This is a genomic window from Pirellulales bacterium, assembly GCA_036267355.1.
Taxonomy (GTDB): domain Bacteria; phylum Planctomycetota; class Planctomycetia; order Pirellulales; family DATAWG01; genus DATAWG01.
In genome coordinates, this window is record DATAWG010000134.1 from 1 (window position 1) to 25,799 (window position 25,799).

General features: G+C 58.3%; 18 protein-coding genes and 4 riboswitches. Of the genes, 9 read left to right on the forward strand and 9 right to left on the reverse strand.

The features are described from left to right. Nucleotides 1–135: 135 nt before the first annotated feature. Both VHX65_20725 and VHX65_20730 read right to left on the reverse strand, forming a co-directional pair. Nucleotides 136–939: a tyrosine-type recombinase/integrase gene (locus VHX65_20725; protein HEX4000982.1), complete on the reverse strand. Its 804-nt coding sequence runs from the start codon at nt 937–939 to the stop codon at nt 136–138. Further along, complete coding sequence (locus tag VHX65_20730; GenBank protein ID HEX4000983.1) at nt 936–2,186, reverse strand: site-specific integrase; 1,251 nt, start codon at nt 2,184–2,186, stop codon at nt 936–938. The genes VHX65_20725 and VHX65_20730 overlap by 4 nt, the downstream gene beginning before the upstream one ends. A gap of 143 nt (nt 2,187–2,329) precedes the next feature. On the opposite strand from VHX65_20730, the gene VHX65_20735 reads away from it, so the two are divergent. The 6 genes from VHX65_20735 (at nt 2,330) to VHX65_20760 (ending at nt 10,149) form a co-directional block, all read left to right on the forward strand. Continuing rightward, nucleotides 2,330–2,665, forward strand: a complete 336-nt coding sequence (locus tag VHX65_20735) for a zincin-like metallopeptidase domain-containing protein (protein ID HEX4000984.1) — start codon at nt 2,330–2,332, stop codon at nt 2,663–2,665. Further along, nucleotides 2,655–3,095, forward strand: a complete 441-nt coding sequence (locus VHX65_20740) for a hypothetical protein (protein HEX4000985.1) — start codon at nt 2,655–2,657, stop codon at nt 3,093–3,095. Before VHX65_20735 ends, VHX65_20740 begins: the two co-directional genes overlap by 11 nt. A gap of 281 nt (nt 3,096–3,376) precedes the next feature. Further along, nucleotides 3,377–3,577 carry a hypothetical protein gene (locus tag VHX65_20745; GenBank protein HEX4000986.1) on the forward strand — a complete coding sequence of 67 codons (201 nt, stop codon included), beginning with the start codon at nt 3,377–3,379 and terminating at the stop codon, nt 3,575–3,577. Between the two features lie 55 nt (nt 3,578–3,632). Then, a complete protein-coding gene (locus VHX65_20750) occupies nt 3,633–4,145 on the forward strand; it encodes a hypothetical protein (GenBank protein HEX4000987.1) in 513 nt (170 codons plus the stop codon). 716 nt (nt 4,146–4,861) lie between these two features. Then, on the forward strand, nt 4,862–7,915 hold the full coding sequence (locus VHX65_20755; protein HEX4000988.1) for an FG-GAP-like repeat-containing protein: 3,054 nt from the start codon (nt 4,862–4,864) through the stop codon (nt 7,913–7,915). An 839-nt stretch (nt 7,916–8,754) separates the two neighbouring features. Next, nucleotides 8,755–10,149, forward strand: coding sequence for an IS66 family transposase (locus VHX65_20760; protein HEX4000989.1), 1,395 nt, complete (start codon nt 8,755–8,757; stop codon nt 10,147–10,149). A 598-nt stretch (nt 10,150–10,747) separates the two neighbouring features. On the opposite strand, the gene VHX65_20765 is transcribed toward VHX65_20760, so the two are convergent. Beyond that, a complete protein-coding gene (locus VHX65_20765; GenBank protein HEX4000990.1) occupies nt 10,748–11,089 on the reverse strand; it encodes a hypothetical protein in 342 nt (113 codons plus the stop codon). Nucleotides 11,090–11,503: 414 nt separating this feature from the next. Between VHX65_20765 and VHX65_20770 the strand changes: the two genes are divergently transcribed. After that, a complete protein-coding gene (locus tag VHX65_20770; protein HEX4000991.1) occupies nt 11,504–12,538 on the forward strand; it encodes a tyrosine-type recombinase/integrase in 1,035 nt (344 codons plus the stop codon). Nucleotides 12,539–12,560: 22 nt separating this feature from the next. On the opposite strand, the gene VHX65_20775 is transcribed toward VHX65_20770, so the two are convergent. From VHX65_20775 to VHX65_20800, 6 genes are all read right to left on the reverse strand, one after another. Beyond that, a complete protein-coding gene (locus VHX65_20775; protein ID HEX4000992.1) occupies nt 12,561–14,618 on the reverse strand; it encodes a dynamin family protein in 2,058 nt (685 codons plus the stop codon). 79 nt (nt 14,619–14,697) lie between these two features. Beyond that, nucleotides 14,698–15,252, reverse strand: coding sequence for a universal stress protein (locus VHX65_20780; protein ID HEX4000993.1), 555 nt, complete (start codon nt 15,250–15,252; stop codon nt 14,698–14,700). Then, nucleotides 15,234–17,006, reverse strand: coding sequence for a dynamin family protein (locus tag VHX65_20785; GenBank protein HEX4000994.1), 1,773 nt, complete (start codon nt 17,004–17,006; stop codon nt 15,234–15,236). Before VHX65_20785 ends, VHX65_20780 begins: the two co-directional genes overlap by 19 nt. A gap of 35 nt (nt 17,007–17,041) precedes the next feature. Next, nucleotides 17,042–18,061, reverse strand: a complete 1,020-nt coding sequence (locus VHX65_20790; protein ID HEX4000995.1) for a hypothetical protein — start codon at nt 18,059–18,061, stop codon at nt 17,042–17,044. A 494-nt stretch (nt 18,062–18,555) separates the two neighbouring features. Beyond that, nucleotides 18,556–20,175, reverse strand: coding sequence for a hypothetical protein (locus tag VHX65_20795; GenBank protein HEX4000996.1), 1,620 nt, complete (start codon nt 20,173–20,175; stop codon nt 18,556–18,558). 54 nt (nt 20,176–20,229) lie between these two features. Further along, nucleotides 20,230–20,300: riboswitch (Fluoride riboswitch) on the reverse strand. A 71-nt stretch (nt 20,301–20,371) separates the two neighbouring features. Continuing rightward, nucleotides 20,372–22,198, reverse strand: a complete 1,827-nt coding sequence (locus VHX65_20800; GenBank protein ID HEX4000997.1) for a DUF6062 family protein — start codon at nt 22,196–22,198, stop codon at nt 20,372–20,374. Nucleotides 22,199–22,342: 144 nt separating this feature from the next. Continuing rightward, nucleotides 22,343–22,402, reverse strand: a riboswitch (Fluoride riboswitch). Nucleotides 22,403–22,496: 94 nt separating this feature from the next. Next, a riboswitch (Fluoride riboswitch) is annotated at nt 22,497–22,565 on the forward strand. 145 nt (nt 22,566–22,710) lie between these two features. Here VHX65_20800 and ptsP point away from each other — a divergent pair. Together ptsP and VHX65_20810 are read left to right on the forward strand one after the other, a co-directional pair. Further along, the gene (gene ptsP / locus VHX65_20805; protein HEX4000998.1) at nt 22,711–24,531 is read left to right on the forward strand and encodes a phosphoenolpyruvate--protein phosphotransferase; all 1,821 of its coding nucleotides are present in this window, start codon (nt 22,711–22,713) and stop codon (nt 24,529–24,531) included. A 183-nt stretch (nt 24,532–24,714) separates the two neighbouring features. After that, nucleotides 24,715–24,786: riboswitch (Fluoride riboswitch) on the forward strand. A 90-nt stretch (nt 24,787–24,876) separates the two neighbouring features. After that, on the forward strand, nt 24,877–25,799 hold a 923-nt coding region (locus VHX65_20810), incomplete at its 3' end, for a chloride channel protein (GenBank protein ID HEX4000999.1).

The following is a 25,799-nucleotide window of genomic DNA, read 5'->3' on the forward strand; positions in this document are numbered from 1 at the left end:
TCTCGCGGTTCGTAGGACTTATGACGGGTTTACCGTCGCAAGTCTTGGCCACGAATCCGCGATGGGGGACATGAGCGCTGCACTTTTCGGCCGACCGTCGGCTACTCGCCGAGCGCTGCACTATTCGAGCGCCGTTTACACTTTGCCCGTGCGATACCAGTTCACCAGCGTCCGCACGGCGAAGGTATGGCGCAGATCATGAATGCGTGGACCACGACCATGCCGGTGGAACTTTTCCACGGGCCTCAGTCCAATGGCCTGACAGGCGGCGGCGAAGTTGTATCGCGCGCCGCAATCAGTGACGCGTTCTCCAATATCGGACACGAAGAACGGCTCGGGGGACGAGTCAAGCAGCCGATCCCGCTCCTTGGCATAGGCTGTCAACTGACCCTTGGTGCTATCGGAGATCGGCAACAGACGAGCCTTCCCAAATTTCCCGCGCCGAACCGTAACCAACCCGGCCTCCAGATCGACATCCGCGACGTTGAGCGAGAGCGCTTCGCTGATTCTCAGGCCAGTAACGGCGATGAGACCGAATAAAGTCGGACTGGTCAGCGCACGAATGCCGTTGATCGAAGGCAACTCCGCGGCGGCCTTCACGATGCGGCAGATTTCCTCATCGCTGTAGATATAGGGTCGAGTACGGCGCAAGCGGGCGGGGATCAGCCCACACGGCGGCACCTCGTGTTTCGGGTCCAGGCTTTGCAGCCATTGGGCAAAGAGCCGCACGATGCTCAAACGGCGCGACCATGTTTGTCGATTCGCATGGCCGAACGTCTCTTGCCATTGCAGAAAGACTGTGGCGCTGACGTGCTCAGCACCCTTTTGTTCCGCGAAGGCGATGAACTTGCGCAGGACACGTTCTGCCGTGCCGAGGTCGTACCCGAGGCCGCGTCGGATGTTCAGATAGCGGCTGAGTTCTGAGGACAAATCGCTCATTTTACACCTCCCACGGCCGGCCAGGGCAGAGCGATCGAGCGCAGGCCATCGATATCGAGCTTGGCATAAATCATGGTGGAAGCTCGCGAGCGATGGCGGAGTACGTCGCTGATTTCCTCCAGCGAGGCGCCGCGCTGTACAAGATTCGTCGCCAGGCTATGCCGCAGAATGTGCGACCCCACATAAGGCGCCGGCGGCGTTAAGCCACTTTTGGCGAAGGCATCTCTCAGGATATAGTTCAGCACCTGCCCGCTCTTGAATGGACGATGAGGTGACCGTTCCGTTACGAACAGCACGCGCGACGCCGTTACGCGAGCGAACCGGATGTAATCTGCCAGTGCCTCACCTACATCCGGCGGTAGAGGAACACGATCATGCCTCTTGCCCTTGCCGCGAATGACGATCTCGCCGGACCGCCAGTCGATATCATCGATCTGCATGGCAACTACTTCGGGTGCCCGCAACCCAAGTCGCGCGACCAGCAACATCATGGCGTAGTTGCGCCGGCCTACGACGGTATCAGTCCGAACCGCCTTGACGAGGGTGTCCACCTGTTCGGCCGTCAGGTGTCGAGGCAGTCTTGCCCCATAGCGCTGTGCGACGCTCAGGATGCCTAGGGCAAGATTGGTCGGTGTTTTTCCGGCCTGGAAGAGGTACCGGAAGAAGTTTCTCAGGTGCGAAGAAAGCGTCTTATCCCGGAGCGGTGGCTTTCGCGTCGTCAGTTGCTGCAAAAAACTTGCAATGTCGGCCGCTGTGATCTGTGACAGGTCGCCGATTTCCTTCCCAAAGCGGAATTCGAGGAACCGATCGGCGATGCGCCAGCTATGAAAGATCGTTCTCTCGCTTAAGCCTCGCTGGCGACGCAAATAATTTTCGTAGTCTTGCTTGAGTTGCCCGCGCGCGCTGTCGCCGGGTGATGTCGCCAAGACTGTCTTCGTTGCTCCCAAGGTGGCCAGGAACCTGACGAAGGTCCTGATGATGAAGGCGCTGGTTTTGCTGCGGAATGACCGATACGGCGATTTGCCGATCAGTTCCACCGCCCAATCTTCGTCGAGATCGTGCAGTTTCACGCCAAGCACTACCATCTGGCTCCGCAGCACGTTGATGCAACGGCCGTATTGGGCGATGGTGGCCGGCATGTAATGCTGGCTCTCCAAATGCTTTTGAAACTGCTGCGGATAGGCCCCCAGCGGATCGCTGTGCGTCGCAGCTTCTTGATGAGTGTTGGTCGGTTTTGGTGTGGTCATGCAATGCTCCTTCTGTTGGGTGAAAAGGAGCGAGCATACGCGCGCCGGGCGGCCAAACAACTACCTTCGTGCCGAAGATTATGCCGACCGCCATCGATCGCTCGTGCGTGCTGTTCCCAGGAACCTGAGACCGACGCGGCATAATCCGGCACGCGGCATTATGCGTTTTATGCCGATCTCGGCATAACACACACTGGACCAGGCACCCGTCACGGCTGGCCCGTGAGTTCGGCCGGCAACGCTGGGGTGACGAAGGCTATAGCATGGAGGAACTGGTCGCCGAACTGGGTGCCGCCTTCCTGTGCGCCGACCTGAGCCTCACTCCCGAGGTACGCGAAGATCATGCGGCCTACATTGCCTCCTGGCTCAAGGTGCTTCGCAACGACAAGCGAGCCGTCTTCACCGCTGCCGCACATGCCCAGCGTGCGGCGGATTACCTTCACCAATTGCAGCCCTCGGAGGCTGCCCATGCGGCGTGACCTCCTCCACTACGAATTGCCGTCCCGCTTCGCCCGGCGTTACCGTCCGGTCCGCGTGCATACCGATGAGAAGGGCCTGGCTGCCTTCACTCTCGACGAATACGGCCTCCGGTTCTTCCGCATCATGGCCACCGGCAGCCCGGTTCCCGCTCAGGCCATCTGGAGCATCGTCCGCAATACTGCCAACGAAACGGGTATGCAACTCGCCATCGGCCGATGTGACGAATCGCTCGGCTACGTGATATGCGAGGTTCTTTACGCTTCCGCCGATCCTGCGATGTATCCGGTTCCCCGTCGCCTGACCTACCGTGCAAAGGTGACAATCGCGGCCCTCCAGGCCCTGCTGCACGACCTGACGAGTGATCCCGCCGGTACGGATGCCGACGTGATCGGCTTCATCGAGCGCCGCATTGACCAACTCACAATCTGAGTCCTGATCCTTTGCTCCGGAATTCCCGAACGACGTCACCATTCTTGTCGGTATGTCCGCTTTCTCCATCCGGCTTTCGTGACAATCCGCCCGCAGCCTTTCAGTTCCGGGGGTTTCTAAGCCGCCCGCCGGAGCCTGCAAGCTGCCAAGGCCGTTTCCCTGCGGGAGCCTCGGCCTTTCGCTTGCACGTGCGCTTACGCCTCCGGCTTTGGGCGGCTTATGTCCAACCCCGGAAAGGCCGCGTTGGGCGGCTTGTAACTTAGAGCAAAGGAGAAAACGCCATGACGACACAACTACTCGACATCCCGCTGTGCGAATCCCTCGACGAATTCGGCTGGGACCCCGACGAGGTTCGCGACCTGATCCGCACGACGACGCTTCGCTTCGACGAGGACGGCCTGCCGGTCGGCTACGAGGCCGAGCAGCTCTTCAGCCTCGAAGGCGCTCATCTCGGAGACTGCTTCTATGGAGATGTAACGTGAAGATCATCATCGCCGGTTCGCGAGCAATAACCATCAACACAGAAGGGACACCAGCATGAAACGCCGTGATCGAACCCTCACTGAGATTGCCAGCAAGCATCTCAACATCCCGACACTTAGAACCCGTAAGTCTGATAGCCTCGACTTTCACGACGTAAGCGTCTGGGCCGTTCGCTCTGCACTCAAAGCCGCCTTCGACGCCGGCACGCGGTCCGCCGGCAAAAATGCCGAATCCCAGGATTTGGCGCGAAAAGTCTCAGTCGAAGCCGCCCCGTCAACCTCGCTACTCATCCGAAAGGGTATGTCCCTCGTGCCCGGCAAGTTCTACCTGCGGCTCTACCACGGCCGTAACGATCCTGAGCAGCAGATGGATGAGTGGGGATTTGTCGGCCCGACATTCGGCCCACTCTCCAGCTACGTCCACACGTATTGCTGCACTTTCCGTATTCATGGTGAAAGCGACACCAGCGAGCTCTGGCTCGATACGCACGACGACATGATCCGCTGGGACGGCTGCTTCTACGGCGACATGGAAGCATTCATCGCGGGAATCGACGACAAGGCGTAGCCACCATGACGCCCGACGACATCGTTGACGACCTCTTCGTGGATGTGCCGTCGCCGCCAGCATTGAACAGAGCGCGATTCAACGAGGATAGCAGGGTCGCCAACTCGGCTCCGCCCGCCACCGAGCCTATCGGTATTACGATAACGCCCTCGGCGAGGCGATTCTAACGCACAAGCGGTTCGGCTTGCCGATGGTCGAATGGCAAGATGGCTGAATCGTTCTGGTCCTGGCCGCGAAGCTCATCCCGGACAACACCGCGCCGGCCCAGTAGCCGAGATGCGCTAATTCTCATTCCGAAGACCGCTCCCGCATCCCGCCGTCGCCAATCCGAACCATCGGGCCGGCTCCTTTCCGGCCGTTCCAAAACCCAGTTCCACCTCCCGATTTCAACTGGCTGCTTTCTTGCGATATCGAGAGTGGGCCTTTGAAGGTTTTAGATACAGACATCTCCCCGCCGGAGGCTGCGGTCAGAATTGAGCCGTTCCATTCATCCTGGGCGGTTCTCCACCCAGCCGACGCTCAATCGCAAGAAGCGTTCTGATTGCGCAATGTGTGCGTTGCCCTAACGTGATCGCCCGGCCGAAGTTTTCCGTCGCATGTCGGGGTAAACATGCTCGCCATTGGTCGGCCAGCAGCCGTCTTCCAACGGCTGCACGTTTGACAAACTGGTAACGGCATTTAACCAATTCTTCACTCTTGTGCGGTAAGGATGCAATATGCTCAAAGCGCATCCCTCATCGGGCTTCAGCCTAATCACGATCAGCATTTTGCTGACGGTCGCGGCGCTGATTTTCACATCGGTGCTGCCGGGTAAGGACAATGCAGACAACAACGGCAAAATACTTAACAACGCCAAGAAGCTGGAGCGGGTCGAGGAAGCGATGCGCTCGTTCATGGCGGCCAACGGCCGTCGCCCTTGTCCGGCCGACGGGCAGTATGCCGAGAACACCCAGTATTTCGGAGTCGAGGCGGGCACGCCCGGCATTTGTACCGGCAACACGTCTCCGACGCCCAATGCACCGCTCGGACCGGATGCAGGAACGGGCTATGTCGTCGGTGGCGTCATCCCGACTAAAACACTTGGGCTGCCGGATGAATACGCCTACGACGAATATGGCCGGCGATTCACCTACGTCGTGGATACGCGAGCAACGGAAAGCCCCGCAGCGGCAGTGACCAATAACAATAACACCCCCCCCGCCGGAAGGAGGGTCGCCCCCAAAACTCACGCGCCAGGCTGCTATAACTTGCAGCAGAGCATCAAGCTCAACGGCGCAAAGCCCGGCATCACGATCGAAAACATCAGCGGTGGCACGATCATCGACCAAACTATGTACGCCTACATTAGCCACGGCGCGAGCGGCTACGGCGCATGGCCGGCGCAAGGAAGTACCGTAGCCAATCGTATCAACAGCGGCAGCACGGATGTCGATATGCAGGTCAATGCCGGTGTGGACGCTCTCGGCGTCAGCTCTACTTTTACGTATAACACCACCAACTTCACGAACGTCAAGATTCAGAAAGATCGGGTGAACTCCACTTTACCCGCCGGCGGCACCGATACCGGCTTCGACGACCTCCTTTGGTATCGCCCCGACACGAAAAACACCTGCTGCCTCGGCGCGGCCTGCCTGCAGCCGGGGTTCATCACTGAGTTGTACTTCGGAAGCTATACCTCTGAGGTCGGCTTATTCCTGGCCGTTGGCGATGTCAATGGCGACGGCATCCCCGATCTGATTATCGGCGCTTCTCAGTACGTCTATGTCGTATTCGGCACGCGCACCGGGTTTCCCGATCCGCTGCTGCTGGACAACCTCAACGGCACGAATGGGTTTACACTAGGCCCCACCGGCTGGACGACGACGCAGTCGGTAGCCGTAGGCGATGTCAACGGCGACGGCATCCCCGATCTGATTATCGGCATCTATGGTCCCGGCTATACCTACGTGGTGTACGGCGCGCGTGGAACATGGCCGGGTGATGGCAGCGGAAGCGCCGGGGTCTATAGTCTGAGCGCCGGCGGATCGTTGATCAACGGCACGCAGGGCTTCCGGCTCGATGACCCGCCTGGAACGGGTGATCAGTTTGGCTATTCGGTCGCCGCCGGCGATATCAACGGCGACGGTTACGCCGACATCATCATCGGTGCCCATGACGCTGACGCATATTCCCTCCCTACAGGAGGTTATACTATGGGTTCCACGTTCGTCGTGTTCGGCAAAAGCACCAGCGGCAGCACATTTCTGCCCACCACAAGCTATACCTATAGCGGCACGTCGGTGACTCCTGCGTCGTACACCAATCTCATGGTCGGCGAGACGCTGGTCGGAACAAAGATTCCGAGCGGCGCGACCATCTCCAGTTGCAACGGCGGAGCCGCCATTGAGGGAACGCCCTGTCTATCGGGCAATCCCATCGTTCTGTCCGCCGCCCCGACGGGAACGGGATCGTTCACCGTGGCCACGGCACCCGTCATCGCCACAGCGACTCCCCGCGGCCTCACCACGCTCATCGACGGCGTACAAGGCATCCGGCTTGATAGCGTGGGTAACTCTTATTACTGCGGCACAGCCCTCGCAGTCGGGGATATTAACGGCGACGGCGTCGGCGACCTCGTTATCGGCTGCTCCTCCGCCACCGGCGAAGCCTTCGCCCTGTTCGGCAAGAATTCCGGCTTGCCCTTTTTGGCAAGCACAACGTACAGCTGGACCAGCGGCGCATCCATTACTCCGGCTTCCTACAGCGACCTGATGGTCGGCGAGACAGTGGCCGGAAGCGGCATTCCCACCGGCACGACCATCGCCAGTTGCAACGGTGGAGTGAATACGGACGGGACGGTCTGCACGTCCAGCGTCGTACTTTCCGCCAGCCCGAGGGCGGCCGGCGCGCTCTACGTGGCCACGGCACCGCTTGCCACCGGCACCGGCACGTTCATCGACGGCACGCAGGGAGTCCGGCTTGATGCCGAATGGAGCGGAAATACAGTAGCCGCCACGGACTTCAACGGCGACGGCATCGCCGACCTGATCCTCGACGCATCGTCTTACGAAAACCTCAATGAATACGTCGTGTTCGGCAAAAACTCCAGCATGGCACTCCTGGCCAGCACGACGGCGAATGGAACCACCAGCAACTCAACAAGCCTCGCCCTGAATTCATATACTGATATTATGGCAGGCGAAACGCTCTCCGGCACCGGCATTCCGGCCGGCACGATTATTAGCTCTTGTACAGGTGGCACCGTTTGCACAGGTACGCTTACTCTTTCAAATGCCGCAACGGTAAACAATAACGCAACCATCACCGTGGCAACAGCGCCGCTCAATACCGGTACCGGTACGTTTATTGACGGCACACATGGCGTCCAGTTCGCGGGCACAATCCCTGGGGGTCCCTCCACCCACGCCATGACCAGCGGCGATATCAACGGCGACGGCTACGCCGACCTGATCGCGAGCTTCACGCTCAACGCCGGCGGGGGGAACACGTATGTGATATTCGGCAATAGTGGAAACTGGACGACGCCTCAGACGCTCAGCAACTTGCTCGACGGCACTCACGGCTTCCAGCTAACGAGCGCCATCGAAGGGGAATACCCTGCGCTGGCCACAGGCGATATCAATGGCGACGGCATTCCCGATCTGATTCTGGGCGTACCGTTTACCCCCATCGAAAGCCTTGGCCCCGGTTACGTTTACACTTACTTCGGTCACAAGAACAATCCGGCCAATCCCTGGCCCAATCCGAGCTACAACATCGACGGATTGTAGATTAGCACCTCGCATTTCTGCGAGGCTTTCCCTGCGATCGCCAGTGCTTCCGGACCGCTCTTTGCCACGGCAGCCGTCGACTTGCGACGTACGCTCCGCCAATACCTGGCGGAATTCTGCGTTCAAGCGTCGAAAAGGATTTGCGCGGCGCGCGGAGGCAGGCTCGCAAAGGCGTCGATACTGTCGCCGTTCGCTTGCGGGATTAAGGGCTTCGCAAGGCCATTATGGCTCGCCCGCCACTGGACGCAATCCTGCGAAAAGATGACCCCGCGAATGGCCGGAAAGCCGGCAACGTGAAACCAGCATCGGGCCGTTGAATACGACACTCCGGCACACACGGCAAACTCTTCGACGTTTAACGCCTGATCCAACCGGCGTTTGTCCAAGACAGATTCAAGTGAGATGCCTGGGCAGTTGCTTGGCCGTCACACGAAAGCACATCGTTAGGCTGGCTGCAATAGTGAGGGGTGATAAGCTATGGCACTCTCAGTAACGTCTATACCTTATCGATAACCGGTCTGGCCCGTAGCGATTCGGGCCTTTGGTGCCCCGGCAGATCATTAGAAGCACTTGCGCCAACACATTACACAAGCCGATCACATTCATCAGTGTATGCGGATATGCATCAGCCGCAATCGTGAGCGCCCCGAGCCTCTGAGCTAAATTGAAACATACGGGGAATAAGAACAGGACTGCAAACAAAGGCGGAATCGCCAAATCCATAAGGCGCGCAGCGTAGGCTGGAATAACGACCACCGTGGTAAGTAAGCCGGTAGCCGTTCACAGTTTCTGAACTGATCTTGGTGAAAACAGGCGTTTGGGGTTAGGTTGTCGCGGCCATGAGCCAAGCCGCGACCAGTCACGAATGCCCGCAATGCGCCGCTCTGCGGCGGCAGATCGCCGAATTGGAAGCGCGTTTGGCCAAGCTGGAAAAGAATTCGACCAATTCGTCGAAGCCGCCGTCGAGCGATTTCGTCAAGCCGGCCGCCGCCCTGAAGAAGTCGCGGAAGGGTCGCAAGCCTGGCGGCCAACCGGGACATCCCAAGCACGAGCGGACTCCCTTTACGGAACAGCAGATCGACCGCCGCTGGGACTATTCCTTCGATCGCTGCCCGGACTGCGCCGGAAAGCTGAAACTTCTGGAGCAGCCGGCCAGCCTCGTGCAACAGGTCGAAATCGTGATGCGGCCGATCCACGTTTCGGAGCACCGCGCCCGGGCCTGTTACTGCGCCAAATGCCGGACGACGTTCATCGCGCCGCTGCCGCGAGAAGTCCGCAAGACGGGACTCCTCGGTCCGCGGCTGACGGCTCTGGTCGGTTACTTGAAAGGCGGCTGTCATTGTTCCTACAGCACGATTCGCAAGTTCCTGCGCGATGTGATTGGAGTGACCGTCTGTCGCGGGCAGCTCCGCAAGGTGTGCGGCAAAGTCTCGAATAGCCTGGAATTCTCCTACCAGGAATTGCTGGCGATGTTGCCGAAGGAAAAGCAACTGAACGTGGACGAGACCGGGCATCCGGAAAACGGCGAGCGGTTGTGGACCTGGTGCTTTCGAGCCTCGCTCTTCACGCTGTTCAAGATCGCTCCGTCACGGAAGAGCGATGTGCTCGTGGAAGCCCTGGGGACCGAGTTCAACGGCGTGCTTGGCTGCGACTACTTTAGCGCTTATCACAAGTACATGCGGCTGAACAAGAACGTGCTGGTACAATTCTGCCTGGCGCATCTGATCCGCGACGTGAAATTCCTGGTGGGCCATCCGAACGCCAAGAATCGGACCTACGGCCGGCGGGTCTTGGGCACGTTGCGTAACCTGTTCGGAACCATCCATCGCCGCGACCAATACGTGTCGGAAGAAACCTTTCGCAAAGCGTTGTCCAAACGGGCCGAGGCCCTCTGGGTTGAGGCCACGCGTGGGGTGCCTTATACGCGCGAGGCCGAGGCATTGGCGAAGCGATTTCACGATCACGGAATTGAGTACATCGAGTTCGTAACGAGGCCCGGCATCGAGCCCACCAACAATCTGGCGGAGCAGGCGATTCGCTTTGTGGTGATCGACCGGAAGATTACGCAAGGCAGCCGAAGCGAAGCGGGCCGCCGCTGGCTGGAACGCATTTGGACGACGATGGCGACCTGCGCTCAACATGGCAAAAGTGTGTTCGATTTCATCGACACAACGGTGCGAGCCTTCTTCCGAGGAACTCCGTGTCCCTCGTTGCTCTTCGACGACACGGCCTGAGCCGCCCTCGGCCTCGTCCGCTCACCGCCTCCGCAATTCAAAACCCTCCACGGGTGCGACCCGCTCCCCAGGTACGGCGAGAAACCGTGAACGGCTACGTAAGCCGGCAATATAATACCTCAGCGGCGCGGCGTGCATGACCTCTGTGATAGTGTGGGCATGGCTTATGGCGGCGGGAGCCATCAATAAAGACAAGACGGCACCGATCGCCAAATAGCCAATCATGATGAGAATAAACGTGTGCCGGCTCATCCGGCGATCACACCTGAGATAATGTACTAGCTGTTCCATATACCTTGTGCTGTTATGTGTTGCTTGGCGTATCATAGAGGCAACTCGTTAACACACCGTTAAGGCGCTCGTCCACCGAGAATGGCACTTCCAACACGCACCGGTTCATAGCCGCCGCCAGGTTCTTTCCATCGGCGTAGCTTCGCCGAGCGGATCGCGGCGGCGGGATGTAGGTTGTGGGCCACGCGGCATCTATTGCGGGCTATCCGCAAACTGGCCGGTATTCTTTTCGGCCGGGGCCGGCGCAGCCGTCGGCTCACCGCATACGCACCAGCGACACCGGACAATACCTCGTGGAATTCTGCGTTCAAGCGTCGAAAAGGATTTGCGCGGCACGCGGAGGCAGGCTTGAAATGCCGGCAGCATTGGCGCCGTTGCCTTGCGGGATTGAGGGCTTCGTAAAGGCAGTGTGGCCGGCCCGCCACTGGACGAAATCCTGCCAGAAGATGACCCCGCGAAACGCCGGAAAACCGGCGAGGTGAAACCAGCAGCGCGCCGTTGAATAGGACACACCGGCGCACACGGCAAACTCTTTGGCGTTCAACGCCTGATCCAATCGGCGTTTCTCCAAGACAGATTCAAGCCGGATGCCTCGCAGTTGCTTGTCCTGCCTTTGACCCGAGAGCGTTTCCTTGTCGCCCCGCTTCATACCTGCACTTCCGCCCTTTCTGTCGCGTATGCCAGTTGTTGCTTCGACCCTATTACAAATAGCATATCAGAAATCAAAGGCCATGTCTCGCGGAAAGTGGCTGTGAGAGCCAGTTTCAAGGATGTTATCCGCTGGCACCGAGACACTTGTTATTGCGGGAACGACGGCCCTTTTCCGGCCGGCGATCGCACGATATTACACATACACATCGCACAAACACATGTCAGCGAATGTAACACAGTTACTGCACTATTACTGCACGCACCGATAACCTATTGATTTATAATGGAGCGGGTGAAGGGAATCGAACCCTCGTTACAGGCATAGTGGTTTATAGTGGTGCAAGACACCGCAGTTTTGCTCGACATCCGGGCTAAAATGCAGTAAGCTTACTGCATAAACTGCACTGGTCCTATGGCATCGATTTACAAAAGAGAGACTTCGCCGTTCTGGTGGATTCAATTCATTGACGCCGACGGTGAGCGGCGCAACAAGTCCACCGAATTGAGGGCGGACGATCCTGCTCAAACCGTCAAGGCACGCGCCCTGAGAGCGCAACTTGAAGCCAAAGAACTCAATCGCAGCGCCGGCCAAATCACTGGCGGCGGCTGGGATACCTGGGTGCCGCAATACTTGGAACGGCACTGCCAAAGCCCGCGCACACTGGAACGCTACACCGGCACTTGGTCTTGGCTTGCGTTCTGGCTGCAAGAAAAGCATTACCACTCACCTCGCGTCATCACCTACCGAAACGCCCTTGAATACATCGACTGGCGTACCAATTACAAGAAGAAAACAGGCAAGACGGCGGGACGCAACACAGCAATCATGGAATTGAAGCTCCTCGCCATGATAATGGGGGAGGCCGTGCGGCTCGGCCATGCCGACGCCAACCCGCTGGTGAGCCTCAAGCTGCGGCGAGACAAAGCCGCTAAAAAGCCGGAACTGACTGACAAGGAAATCCGGATCATTCGAAAAGCGTTGAAGAGCGAGCCGGAATGGATGCGGATCGCGTTCGATATTGCCCTGCACACCGGCTGCCGGTTGCGGGAAACGCGGTTGCCGCTAAACTGCATCGATTTTGCGGAGAACAAAATCACCTTCCCGTCCCCGAAAGGCGGCGAAGATCGGGCGTTCTCCGTGCCGATGCCGTCGGCGCTACGCCCGCTGTTTGAGCGCGTCCGCAAGTCGAGAAAGACATTCACCGTTGAGTTTCCATTTCAGCCGTCGCGCCGCTGGCAGCAATTCTTCATCAAAATCGGTCTGCCGCATTTGTGCTTTCATTGTCTGCGCGTCACCTACGTTAACCGTCTCCGGCGGGCCGGTGTGCCGCGTGAGGCCGCCATGCGGTTGGTGAATCATTCATCCGAACTGATCCATCAAATCTACCAACGGGAAAGAGTCGAGGACGTGGCACAATGGCGTGACGCTGTCGAATTTCCCGTGTAAAGTATCTGTTCCTTGTTGGCCATTACCGAAGATATTGATCGGCACTGGTATCCGCACACATGGCTACATCTCCAATGTGAATTAGGTGCTCAATGTCGCGGCCGATGTCCGTCGCACTCTGCGGCGATTCTCCGGTTCGACATTCAGTCGGCGAAAAGCGGCTGCGATGGAGTTCTGCCTTGGCCGTGAAAACTCGTTGCATTTCATCAAGGGACCAGCGGCGCCATTCGAGGAGCCGGCCTTGGTAACGATCGAAAGCGGCCGTCAGTTGGCGGAAGACCTGGGATTCCAATTGCTTCTGGATTCCCTGAACAAGTTTCGGCTTACCGAATAGCCCCATGAGCGGGCGCGTCACCTCGGCATGTAGTTCCGGTCTGGCACAATCGAGGAGCGGCAATCCTGCGATTCGAAATGCACCAATGATATCGGTAGTCCCGGCGGCGGAATGGTCCCCGCATTGTTGCAATGTGTTGGTCACCGCCTGATTCAGTTCCTGAATGCCCGTAGCGGCGATGGCGGCAATTCGTTGGGCAGCATAGTCGGCGGCCGATTGGACTATTCCGGTAACATCCTGCGTGGGCCCGGCATGGCTATCCCAACTCGATGCGATTCGGTCGGCGGCCTGCGTTAGCACGTCGTGAGCCATTATGCCGGCGGCCGGAAACGGTTTGGGGACCGAATAGCGAGCACGATCCATTTGCGCGAGCGTTGTCGACAGGGATTGTTCGATGAGCTGTGGCTCGAGAGCGGAGGCCGTGTTCGGACCGGCGACTATTCGCTTTCTCAAAGCCGCCACCACTGCGTCCCGGAGGGCACCGATCTTTCGGCGCATCGAGACTTGAAATCGCTGCCGATGATCATCCAGACACGGAAGCAGCATCTCGCGACGCCAATCATCACAGAGTCTTGCACCGTCGGCCTTGATGCTGACGGAATACACAGGCGTATCCCTTGCGATCTCCGCGTGCAACTGCCGTCGCGCATATTCGGCCGCCCGCTGTTGATCCCTATCCGATAGAAGGTCTGCCTTGCTCAATAAGACCATCGCATCGGCGCCGGCCTCATAGAGAGAATGCACCAGTGACACGTCGTCGGCCACTAGCGTGGACGAAGCGTCCACCAGCACGATCCCGAGATCGCATCGCGGCAAATACCAAAGCGATTCGGCGCTGCCAGCCGTCGCCAACGAACCGAGGCCGGGAGTATCGACAAATGCCAAACCAGCGCGAAGAATCGAAGACGGGAGTTCCAATTGAATTCGCGTCACGTGCTTGCTATTCGCGGGATTCTGCTGTTCGGCGGCGAACTCAACCAAACGCTTCGCAGCAACAACCACTGAGGGCGCCTCTGCCAGATCGATAACGGCGCGTGCCTCATCGCCGTACACGGTGCGAATCGGTATGGCCGTCACCGGCGTGACCCCGACCGGCAAAGCGTCGGTTTGCAGAAGATAGTCCAAAAGCGACGATTTGCCGGAACTTACACGACCGAACACCGCGATTTCAAATACGTCGGATTCGAATCGCTCGGCCAGCATTTCCAGGGTCGCACGGAACTCCACCAAACCGTATTTGGTAATGATTTGACCAAGCTCATTGAGCAAGCGCCCTGCATCACCGGTTTTCTCAAGCCGCTCCAATCGCGATTGCATCTCACGTCCGGGACCTTGGGCCAAGAACGCGTCCATTCGGTTCAGGATATCTTGAAGCTGGGCAATCATTGCTTCTAATGCACGGGCGTCTTCGTCCGTCAAAGCGCCGTATCCGCGAACAATTCGCGGGCCCATTTCATCGACAGACACTCTCGCCGCCATGATCGCCGCGCGGGCAGCCCAGACAGCACTGATTCGCTTTTCCGCCAGCGGGATGGCATGGGTTTGCAGCAGCCGAAGCATGCTGTTTCGGACACGAACGGCATAGTCGGCGATGACCCTTCCTTGGACCGGTGTGGCGTCAGGAACATGCTCCGAGAATGGCGACGGCGGATGCGTCGAGTCCAGATATTGGAGCATTTTTGACAAAAGTTCGTCGACGGATTGAAAAACCGTGCGGATGTGCGACTTGTGATTCTCGTTGAACATAGCGAATTGAATATTCTCAGGCAGAGTCTGGCAAAGTTGCGCCCTCGGTTCTGGCAATGCCCTGCGGGATGGAAGGTTTTTAGCGGGCTATCAGAACGGAGCAAGTGGCGTAACTGATAACCCGTTTCGACACCGATCCCAGCAGCCAGCGCTTGATGGCACTCTTGCCGCGGTGTCCCATCACGATCAAATCGACCTTTTCTTCATCAGCGCAATGCAAGATTTGCTCCGCGGCGTGGCCAATCGCCACCCGCGTTTCCAACACGATACCGACTGCCGCTGCTAATTTACGCAGATCGGCGAAGATCGTCTGATAGTGTTCGGTGGCCAATTCAAGTATTGTCGTGCTCTCGACTATCGACGCCGGCTCCGGCAGTTGGGCAACCGCTAAAACCGTGATTGATGCGTCAAATTTCTCGGCGATTTCCAGGCCGAGGCGAAATGCTCGGTAGGCGGAAGGTGAACTGTCGCAAGCGATCAGGATTTTCTTGAACATCGCATCGTTCTCCCGTCGGTTGGATTCGTCCACTCGGCCGTTGACCACTTCGGTCAACGGCGCTGTCAATTGCTGCGGTTGAGATAAAGCCTGAATGTTTGATGGTTTCTCAGGATGTGTTAACGATGGACGATGCATTCGCGGAGCGATTGAACCGTTGCCAGAGCTTCCTTGAGGCGGTCAATCTCCGGCGCAACCTTAACTGAATCGACCAGCCGCCGTCGGCTAGCCGTGTCAAGCACACCGCGGGTAGCCTCAACCGCGCCTTGAATGCGACGATCCAGCGCATCGCGGAATTCCTGGACGCCTTTATCCAAGTATTCCAGCACGCTCCATTGCAGATATCCGATGTTGCGAGTTACCAGATATTCGACTTGCTCCATTATCCGCCGGCGAATACGGGATTGACGCAGTCGCCGCGGAAAAAGGCGATCGATCCACGCCTCGGGAATCGCCGCAAACTTAATCGTCCATTTGTGAGTCCGCCAGAATGGCCGATCGATCTTCACCGGTTCTCTGCCAGACTGCGAGGACTCCTCAGCCACTTCGAACACTTCGCCAACCAATCCGTGAACCGCGGCGAAGAGCTGATTCGTGACGTGAGATTGGGCCGACAGGGCGTCTTTCAACTGCTCTTCGCACGAATCATAGACCGCGCTGAATTCTCGTTCGAAAAAATCAGGGACTGCCGCCGCGATCGTGTCGCGGGCCGATTCTTCAGTCCATCCAGCACCATCACGTTCCTGAGATGCACGCACAATCCTTTCAAAAAATGTCAGGCTTGCGGGCAGCAGTCGGCCGGCGTAGCTCTTGACAACGTTGGCGATTCGCATTTCGTCTCGCTTGAGTTGTTCGGCCACAAGGATTCGCTTTTCCTCGATCTTCGTCAGGCGTTGCTCGAACTGATGCACCCGTTCTCGAAGCTCGTCCACGGGCATCTGCAAGCTGCGTATGGCGAGCGCCAAGCGTCGCTGCACGTCGGTGAGAACTTCGTCGGTTTGCCTGGAGACCGCACGAGTTAGCACGTCACATTTCTCCTCAACGAGAAAATCGACAATAAGGTGCTCGATATCTGCCATGCCGCTGCGCTGCCAAGCGGCGGAATCGTTATTGCGGCGGGCGGCTAGCCCCTCGCGAGCCGAGGTGCAAAAGATCTGTGGTGGCGATTCAAAGCCGGCTTGTTCACAGAGCACCTGGCGAAGAAACTCAACGGCCGCCTGGCGATCATTCCCTTCGAGATAATCCGCCTTATTCAGGATGAAAAACAGTCTCGCTAGCTTGCGGCGAGCGATTTTGAGAAAATCGATTTCCACTTCCGTGATTGGCGGATCGGCAGACACCACAAACAGAGCCGCGTCGCACTGCGGCAGGAAGTTGAACGTTGCTTCCGTGTTGTGGCGATACGTCGAGCCGATGCCCGGCGTGTCGATCAACTCCAGTCCGTCGCGCAGAATCGGCGCCGGGCAAGCGGCCTCGACTTGCCGAACGCCTAACCGGTTGTGCGGATTGGCCATCTCCGTGACGAAACGCGCCAGGAATTCGGCTAATTCAGCGAAGTTTGAGGCGGCGAATCGTTCCTCGGGTTTACCGTCAAACAAGACTCGCGCCGAAAGCTGCTTGCTGCCATGCACGAAGGTCGGAATCGACGTGGCCGGCACCACAGCCGAGGGCAGAATCGATTCGCCGACCAGGGCGTTAATCAGCGTGCTCTTGCCACGCTTGAATTGGCCGAGAACGGCCAGATGACAACGAGCCGTGCGCAACCGCTCGCCGAGTGCGTTGAGCCGGACACGGTCGGCGGCGAATTCCTGGCCCAGACTGCCGATTGACAGGGCGGCGCGCGCCAAGAATTTGCCAAACGGCGGCGGATTGCTGATTTCAACCGAGAGCATATCCAGTCCTTCGATGGCGAACGATAGTCCGGAATTCAGTTTACGCCGCGCGCTGCGTCGTCCAGGAAAATCTTTTGGTAGAGATCCTGACCGAAACTGGTTTCCAAGGGCTCGCCTTCAGTGATTTTGAACGTACGAGTCCCGTCAGCCAGCCTTTCGGCACGCAGAAAAATCGCCGCCCGCAGTTTTTGATCGAACATGCCGTGCGCAAATTCATAGAAATGCGTGACGAATACGATTTTGACCTGCCTTTCCAGCAGGGCGCAAACAATCTGCCTGGCGATTTCGGAGCCCTCGCGCTCGTTGGTCGAGGCAAAAGATTCGTTACAGAGCAACAGCGCGTTCGGTTCGATGGACTCCACGATCCGGCTCATCCTCGCAAGCTCCTCGTCGAGTTTGCCGTGCTTCATCGTAGTGTCTTCTTCGCGCTTATAGTGGGTGTACAGACCGGTGCAAAGGTCGGCCGCGAACGATTCGGCGGCGACGAACATGCCCGAGTGCATCATCAACTGAGCCACACCGACGCTTCGCAGAAAGCTCGACTTTCCGCCTTGATTGGCGCCGGTGACGATCGCGAGGCTGTTACCGTTCGCGTCGAGATCGTTGCCGATCACCCGCTTCTCGGTCGTCAGCGCGAGACAAACGTCGTGCAACTCGCTGAAGTGGAAGGTGCGCGAGCCGATTGGTTCTGGCTTGGGAAGTACAAGCGGGATGCCTTTCGCGGTCAGCCGATCTTGGACGTTGAGGCAACCGACATAGAAGGCAAGCTCCGTGCGCAGCATGGCGAAGAAGCTGAGGATGTGATCGGTAGCTTGAGCGACTGCATTCGCGACCAAATTGATCCCGCGCGTGTGCATGTCCGATAGAATTTCCGCCCCGACTATGTCGCGATCATCGACGCGAAAGGAATAGGCCGCGGATTTCGTGCCAAGCAGGCGCGCGAGCCAACTCGGATTCTTCCCACGGGGTTGTCGCAGCACGTAGTTGGCCCCTTCATTGCCGCGTCCCAATTCGGCACTCAGCAGCACGCCCCGCCCAAACTTCAACTCGCTCAAATGGCTGCGGATTTCGGCGAAGTATTCGTCGCTGAATTCCCGTTGAACCATTGCAAACAGGTCGCGAAAGCCTTTCGACCGGAATTGGTCGATCCGCGCGTCGGCGACCGCTTTTAGCCGTTTCAGCATTCGCGTCAGCATCGGTAGGATTTCGACGGCGCCGTACAAGACGGATCTCGGAGAGAGGGTGCCGATGCCATAGAAGTGCCTTCGCTTTTCCTCGGTCGTCGCGACCGCAATTGCATGCAGTTCCCGGACGACCTCGGCGTTTTTGACGCAATCATCCAATATGGCTTGTCGATGGAGAATCGTCGCAACGTCGTTCTGCAGGCCGGTTAGAACCGCCGATCGAGCCACGGCCAACAGGGCCTTGTCCTCTCCCGCCATGGCGTTCAAAAGCGTGTTTAGCTCCAAATCCTGGACGAGGTCCGACTCGTGGCCAGGCAACGCCTGCTGCGGATCAAAATCCCGATCGGGGTGCATCAACAGCGCTTTCATGGCTTCACCCGTCGCTTGATCCAGTCGTAGGTCACTCGATGCTTTTCCGCGACAGCCAAAGCGTAGGCGATGCCTTCGGCCGGTCGGCGCTCGATCTTGAAGGTGCGAATCGCCGGATCCGCCGGGTCGACCGTGCTGACCATGCTCACCGTCTTTTCATTGAACTCCGACAGCTCCGTCAGAAACGTGACCCAGACCCCGATCGCGTCCAATTGCGAGATGCGCGCCATGACCTTTTTGCTCAAATCCACGGCGTCGTCGAGCGTGGTGGAAGAAAATATCTCATTCATGATGACGATACTGTTGGGAGTTGCCCGCTCCAGGATTTCGTGGATGCGTATCAGATCGTCCTGCAGCTTGCCGCGAAGAGTCTGAATGTTTTCCTCCCGCTCAAAATGGCAGAAGATGCGGTCGAACAAAAACAGCCTTGCCTCCGTCCCGGGAACCGGCAGACCAAGACTCGCCAGATAGTGTAACTGGCCGAAGGTGCGGGCAAACGTGGTCTTGCCGCCTTGGTTCGGACCCGAAACGACCAAGTTGCGCTCCGACCCGGTTAGCGAAAAATCGTTCCGTACAACGTCAGTTTTCTGCTCGACCAGCTTCTCTGCCAAAGACAGGTCGAATGCGGCGCGGCTGCCGACTTCCTTGGACGACTGAGAAAGCGTCGGATAGCAAAAGGCAAGACCAGCGCGTCGGAATTTGGCGACATGCGAAAGATAGGCGACGTAGAACTGGATTTCTCGGTCGAAACGCGCGATCGTTTCGTCCGGATACGCTGCATGTTCGAGGTAATAGGATTCCAGTGTGCGGAAGGTATCCGGATTGAGCCGCGCGACGCCTTCGAGAATTCGGGCCTGGATGTGGTTCATGCCCGCGCGTTCCGGAAGCTTCGAGCGGTAGTCTTTTACGGCACCGCGCCGAAATTTCTCGAACGTCGCCTCCACTTTCACGCTATAGTCGGCCTCGCCGTCGTACTCGCGGACGATCACGCTGCTATCGTTGAGCACCAAGCAATACCGAATCGCCGATAGGGCCGATCCGAGGCTTGCCGTGTCCGCGGCGAGCTTCATGAATTGCGGAGATGCCAGGTAGCCGTCCAAGTATTCACGAAAGCCCCGAAGCCCGCGCGATTTCACGACGTTGCCATGCAGATGTTCCCGCAAGTGCTGCAAGGCGTAGCAATAGACTTCCGCGGCGCTCAACAGCCACGGCTCTCTTTCATATCGGTAATGAGATCGTTTCGTCCGATCGAGATACATGCGCATCGTGCGCATCCATTCGGCGAAGGCTTGAATGGCAGCCGACAGACCCTGCTCGTCGAGATCTCGCATCACTTCTTGGCGAAACACGACGGAATCGAGATCGGCGAGCGGCATGCGAAAGAAGGGGCCAAGGTCGTACTCCTTCCAGCCCTTCGTGACGGCTTCCACGATCTGATCGAGATGCAGATCGCGAAAATAGATCGGCGCTTCGCGCAGCTCGCCCCAACGACCCGCGTCCGGTACCGGGGATAAGACACTGCAAAACATCGTCGGTTTCGCATTGGCCGACGACGGCCGCGAATTCGCCACAACCGACTGACTCAGATCGATCGGAGTCGATGCAGACCCGGCCATAATTACTCCTACCAAGTGTCCCTGACGACTCGTAAGCGAGCGTGCGCGGGATCGCACCAAGTAGGAGTTATCAGCCCGCATCAGAGGCGGGCACGTTTCCGGTGAACTCCATCACCGTCGGCGGCCTTTCCACCATCCTTAGTAGTATATCTGGGAAATCTCCAGCCGGCCATAACGGAGGAAACAAAACGACGAGTCAAAACTCCGCATCGGGCAAGCTGGAACTTGCCAGATAATGATGCCCGGCGATATACGTCAAGGCCCGCACGTTGGCCTCCTGCTCGTTCTGGTTCAGCAATGCTCGCCGCGTCGCCTCTCGTTTGATCACATAACTGAGCATGTCCTCGGCTGCCTCCTGAAAACGCGCCGCGGATTGGGCGAGTAAAAAACGCGACGACTCTTGGTTCGGCAAAACGGCTACTAAAACGCCGAGATGCCGCAGACACACGCCCTCCGATCGGCGAAACCGATCGCGATACTCAGGCTGCGCCAGAAGATCGGCCATTCGAGCGATATACTGCTTCTCGGCTTCACGCACGAAACAGCAGGCCCGGCAACTCGCCGTTCGAGCGACCAATCGGGCAACACGAATTGCAGATACTTCGGGCTCAAGCGCGGCGGCCGCAAGCTCGGCAGCCAGCCGCTGCATCAACCGTGGAAGACCGGCGCTCAGGCCCAGCGTCGAACTGAGTGTAGCAAGCTGCCAGGTATGGAGCGGACAGAAACCTAAGTCCTCGGCGAAAAGCCGTTGGGTGCTCTCCTCCGTCGCCAATTGATATTGGAAATGGCGAAAGAAATCGAAAAGCGATTTCGCCAAGTGATCGCACACCGTGCAACCGTGGACGGCCGGTTTCTCGACATTGAGTTCAGGCTGCGACACAGAGGGCACGACCCAATCAAAACCATTGCCGGTAGGATCTGCCGCGGGCGCCTCGGCAAGGGGCTGGCCCGCAAGTATGCCTTCGCGAAGGGCTTCCAGGCGAGACCGCAGAACGGCATGGCGAGCCCTTTGCTCCGGTTTGCTCATCAGTCGCGTTGCGGAGCAATTCGATGGCGCGATCGCAAGCTTTTGCTCCATGTCCCGACGTTCGGCTTCCAACAGCCGCGTGGCGTGGTTGACGATCGCCAGAAGAAACGTGGTGGAACGGTCTTCAGCCAAGAACCTGCCCAATTCGGCTTCCAGATCGCCGATGCCGCCCGCGTCGGGTTCTTGTTGAGGGCCGTCCATTTTCGCTGCCAGGGCCGCCCGGGCCGAGACTGGGAAGATGCGAAAATCGTCCATCAAGATCTGACTGCGAAGCGTGCCGCGCAAGTATTCCAATGCCGTTGCACGATCCGATTCTTGCAGCAGATCGCACTTATTGACCACGAAAAACAACTTGCGGACGTATTGCCGAAGATCGCGCAGCAGCACAACTTCTGCTTCCGTCAGCGGCGAATCGAGGGCGGTGACGAACAACACGGCGTCACAGTGCGGCAGAAATTGATAGGTCGTTGCCGTGTTGGCGCCGACAGCCGACCCAACGCCCGGCGTGTCGACAAACTCCAATCCACGGCGTAGGAAGGGAGAGGAGACCTCGACGTACACGGCCTTGATCTGCCGTTGATTGCCGGGATTCCCCTCTTCCGTAACGTAGTCCCGCAGGGCCGAAATCGGCAACTCCTGATCGAACGACAGCCGATCGCTTGGCAGAAGCACTCGATCCCGCGGTCCAAAACGCAGGATCGTGACGACCGACGTCAACGGCAGGAGTCCGGTTGGCAGCAGTTCACGCCCGATGATCGCGTTCATCAACGAGCTTTTCCCCCGCTTGAACTGTCCGACCACGGCCAGTGTAAACCTGTCTTCGGCCAGTTTCACGAACAATTCATGACAATCGGCCCGTCGCGACTCGCTGCCACGGCGCTTCAGAAATTCGTCCAAAACGCGGAGCGATTGTCCAACGGCCTGCTTTTGCCGCACGTATTGCTGTAGCGCCGGCGCGGACTCGGTCGAAACGGCTGTCGCACGCACATCCGCCATCGGACGAATCTCCATAGATCGACAATGCATCCCGCGCGGCGATGAAGCGGACCTCCGGCAACTGTTTCCGGAGCCGTTGCATCGACGGCAACCTAGCGTGGCGAGATAGATATCGGCGCGCCAGATACTCCCGCCAGCAAATTGCAATTGGCAGGAGTCATTAGCCGAAAGGCATTTTGGGGGGACTCCATCCCCATACCCATAATCATGCACGGCGGAAGCCGAGAGTCAAGCCGTTGGATTCTTGGATTCGGACCCGGCGGTCGATTCTTGACCGACTGCCGCGCGGGCCGTTAGAATCCAGGTGTGGGATGGAGTCCCCCGCAAAACGAAACTGCCGCCATTGGCTGATGACTCCTACCGTTTGTCCTAGCGGTTGGAGTCTTTATGTTGGTGCCGGTGTTTCTCTCTAACCTCAGACGGCCATCGGTCTCGGTGCATCTTTTTTGGCGATCGACAGGGCTTTCCGTGTCTTGCCAGCATCATTGCCGCCCTAATCCAAGAGGCTCCTGATGTTCTCTGCAAAAACTGTTGCGCCCGGTATCGCGATCGGACCGGCAATAGTTTGGGCTCCGGCCGCCATCACGGTCGTTCACCAAGCTATTCGGCCGCATCAGGTGGCCATCGAACGGCAACATCTCGACGCGGCCTTGAAAAGTGCTCAGTTCGAACTCCACGAAATCGAAGCACGCGTTCTCACTTCGGTCGGCCAATCGGCCAGCGGCATATTCACCGCGAGCTTGCGGATGCTCGAAGATCCGCATCTACGATCGGAAATCATCAAGGCCATCGAATCGCGACACGTCAATGCCGCGACCGCGGTCCAAACGGTCGTCGACGAATACGCTCGCAAGATGGCAGCGGCCCAAAGTGAATACCTCGCTGCCCGGGCCGAGGATATTCTTGACATGGGGCGGCGATTGCAGCGGCATCTTCGCCGGCAGGAATCGCCGCGCGTTCCAGAAATGCCGGAGCCGCGCGTTCTGATCGTCGAAACGCTGGCCGCGACGGAACTGATCGCCCTGGATCGCGCAAAACTGCTGGCGATCGTCATGACGCAATCGGCGCCGACCTCCCATGCCGCGTTGTTGGCTTCAACCTTGGGAATCCCCGTCGTCGCCCGGGCACCAGACCTATGGGGACGAGTGGAAAGCGGTGACACGGTTGTCGTCGACGGCAACGCAGGAGGCGTGCTCGTTCGTCCGACGGAACTGGCCTTGCGGCAATATCGCACGCGCCGCGAATTGTTCGAGCATTTTTCGGGAGAGGTCGCCGGACTGCGAGAGCATCCAGCGACGACCCTCGACGGCCGAACGATTCGCCTGACGGCTAACGTCAGCCTGGCCGAGGAAATCCCCTACGCGCTTGCCCAGGGTGCTGACGGAATCGGATTGGTGCGGACCGAATTCTACTATTTGTCCCACGCGGAAGCGCCCAGTGAAGCGGAACAGTTTGAGTTTTATACCGGCCTCGTGCGGAGCATGGCTCCCCGTCCCGTCACGTTTCGAACGTTCGATTTGGGGGGCGACAAGGCGGGCGCCAACCATGAGCCGGAAGCGAATCCAATGCTCGGCTGTCGCGGAATCCGCCTTTTGTTCGAGCAGCCCGAACTGTTCGAGACGCAACTGCGAGCATTATTACGCGCATCGGCGTTCGGAACGGTCCGGATCATGTTCCCATTGATCACGAGCCTGACAGAATTTCAGGACACGATGCGTATCGTGAATCGCGTCAAGGAGGATTTGTCGCGGCAAGCTATTTCCTTCGATCCGGGGGTCCAGTTCGGCTGCATGATCGAAACACCGGCAGCGGCGGCAATTCCCGACCTGCTTGCCCATGAAGTCGAGTTCTTCAGCATCGGCTCGAATGACTTAATTCAATACACATTGGCCACGGATCGCTTGAACTCTCGGGTTTCGTACATTTACGAACCGCTCCATCTGGCCATCCTGAGAATGATGCGCGGAATCATCCGAGCCGGCCATCGGCGGCAGCGCCACGTAAGTCTGTGCGGTGAAATGGCCGCCGACCCCATCTATACCATCATTCTGCTCGGGCTTGGAGTGGACGAGCTCAGCATGAATCCGGTGATGATACCAGCGATCAAGCAGATCGTTCGCGGTGTGGAATGGACGCAGGCGCGTCAAATTGCACGAGGCGTGCTTCGCGCTTCGCGGGCGAAAGATGTGCAAGCCTATTTGGAGCATGTGATGGTTAGTCGTTTCCCGCGAATGATGTCGATTTACTCACACGCCGATGAACAATCGCGAGACAAGATCGATGCGTCTTGCGAGCCGGTCACGGCGGAAAAAGAAGAAACAAACTCGCCCTGAACCACGTTGCGTTTGCCGCTTACCATCGTTCGGTCGGCGTTGCTCTATTGCCACACGGTTGTGAAGACGCAGCGCCATGAAAACGGTTGCAGCTTCTCCCTGAGCGGCCTGAAAAAAAAATTTAGAAAATCGCTTTCGTCGGCCTTGACCATCCGTCGAATCGCAACTATTCTTCTCGATACATAAACATTCGGCGATGGAGTTCGCCCCGGTTTGCCGGCTCTACTGAGCCGCGCTGATGACTCCTATTAACCACCTTGGTGTGGGAGTCATCCTTCTCGGCAGCGCTTTGCCGCGACGGCGGTTTCCCACTGTTATCATCCAACCTTGATATTGGGAACTCGAATGCACCTCCGTTGGAACCTGCGGGAACACTGCGCGCTGGCGTGCTACGTCGCAAAGTGGTTTGTGATCGCTTCGATTCTTGGGATCGGCATTGGAACAGCGGTGGCGTTGTTCCTGTGGTGCCTGGAACACGCGATGCTTCTGCGCTTCGCGCATCCGGCGCTGCTCTATGGACTCCCCTTCGGGGGTTTGGCAATCGGGCTTTTGTACCACTATTTCGGCCGAAAAGTCGAAAACGGCAACAATCTGATCTTGGAGCAGATTCATGAGCCGGGAGCCGGCGTGCCCCTGCGAATGGCGCCCTTGGTTTTGATCGGAACGGTTGCAACCCATCTTTTCGGAGGCTCCGCCGGCCGCGAAGGAACCGCCGTGCAGATGGGCGGCAGCTTGGCGGGCGAGATGGGTCGATGGCTGAGGATGTCGCCACAGAACGCCCGCACGCTCCTAATGGCCGGCATCGCCGGCGGATTTGGCGCCGTGTTCGGAACCCCGCTGACCGGCGCCATTTTCGCGATGGAAGTGTTGGCGATCGGCCGCATGAGTTACGACGCGATTGTTCCCTGTCTGATCGCCAGTATCGTGGGTGATTGCACGGTTCGGCTGTGGGGCCTGGAGCATTCGCACTATCACATTGCCGCCCTATTGCCGCATGGCGGCCGCTTGGCCTTAGCGCCCCTCAACGGCACCCTGGCTATCAAGGTAGGCATTGCGGCGGTCGCGTTTGGCTTGGCCAGCCTGTTGTTCGCTGAAACAACCCATCGCTTGCAACACGCCTTCAAACGGCTCGTCCCTTGGCCTTTCATGCGGCCCGTGCTCGGCGGTTGCATCGTCATCGCGATGACGTTGTTCTTGGGCACTTCGGACTATCTGGGATTGGGAACCATGGCCGCGCCCAACGATGCTCATGCCGTCACGATTCAGTC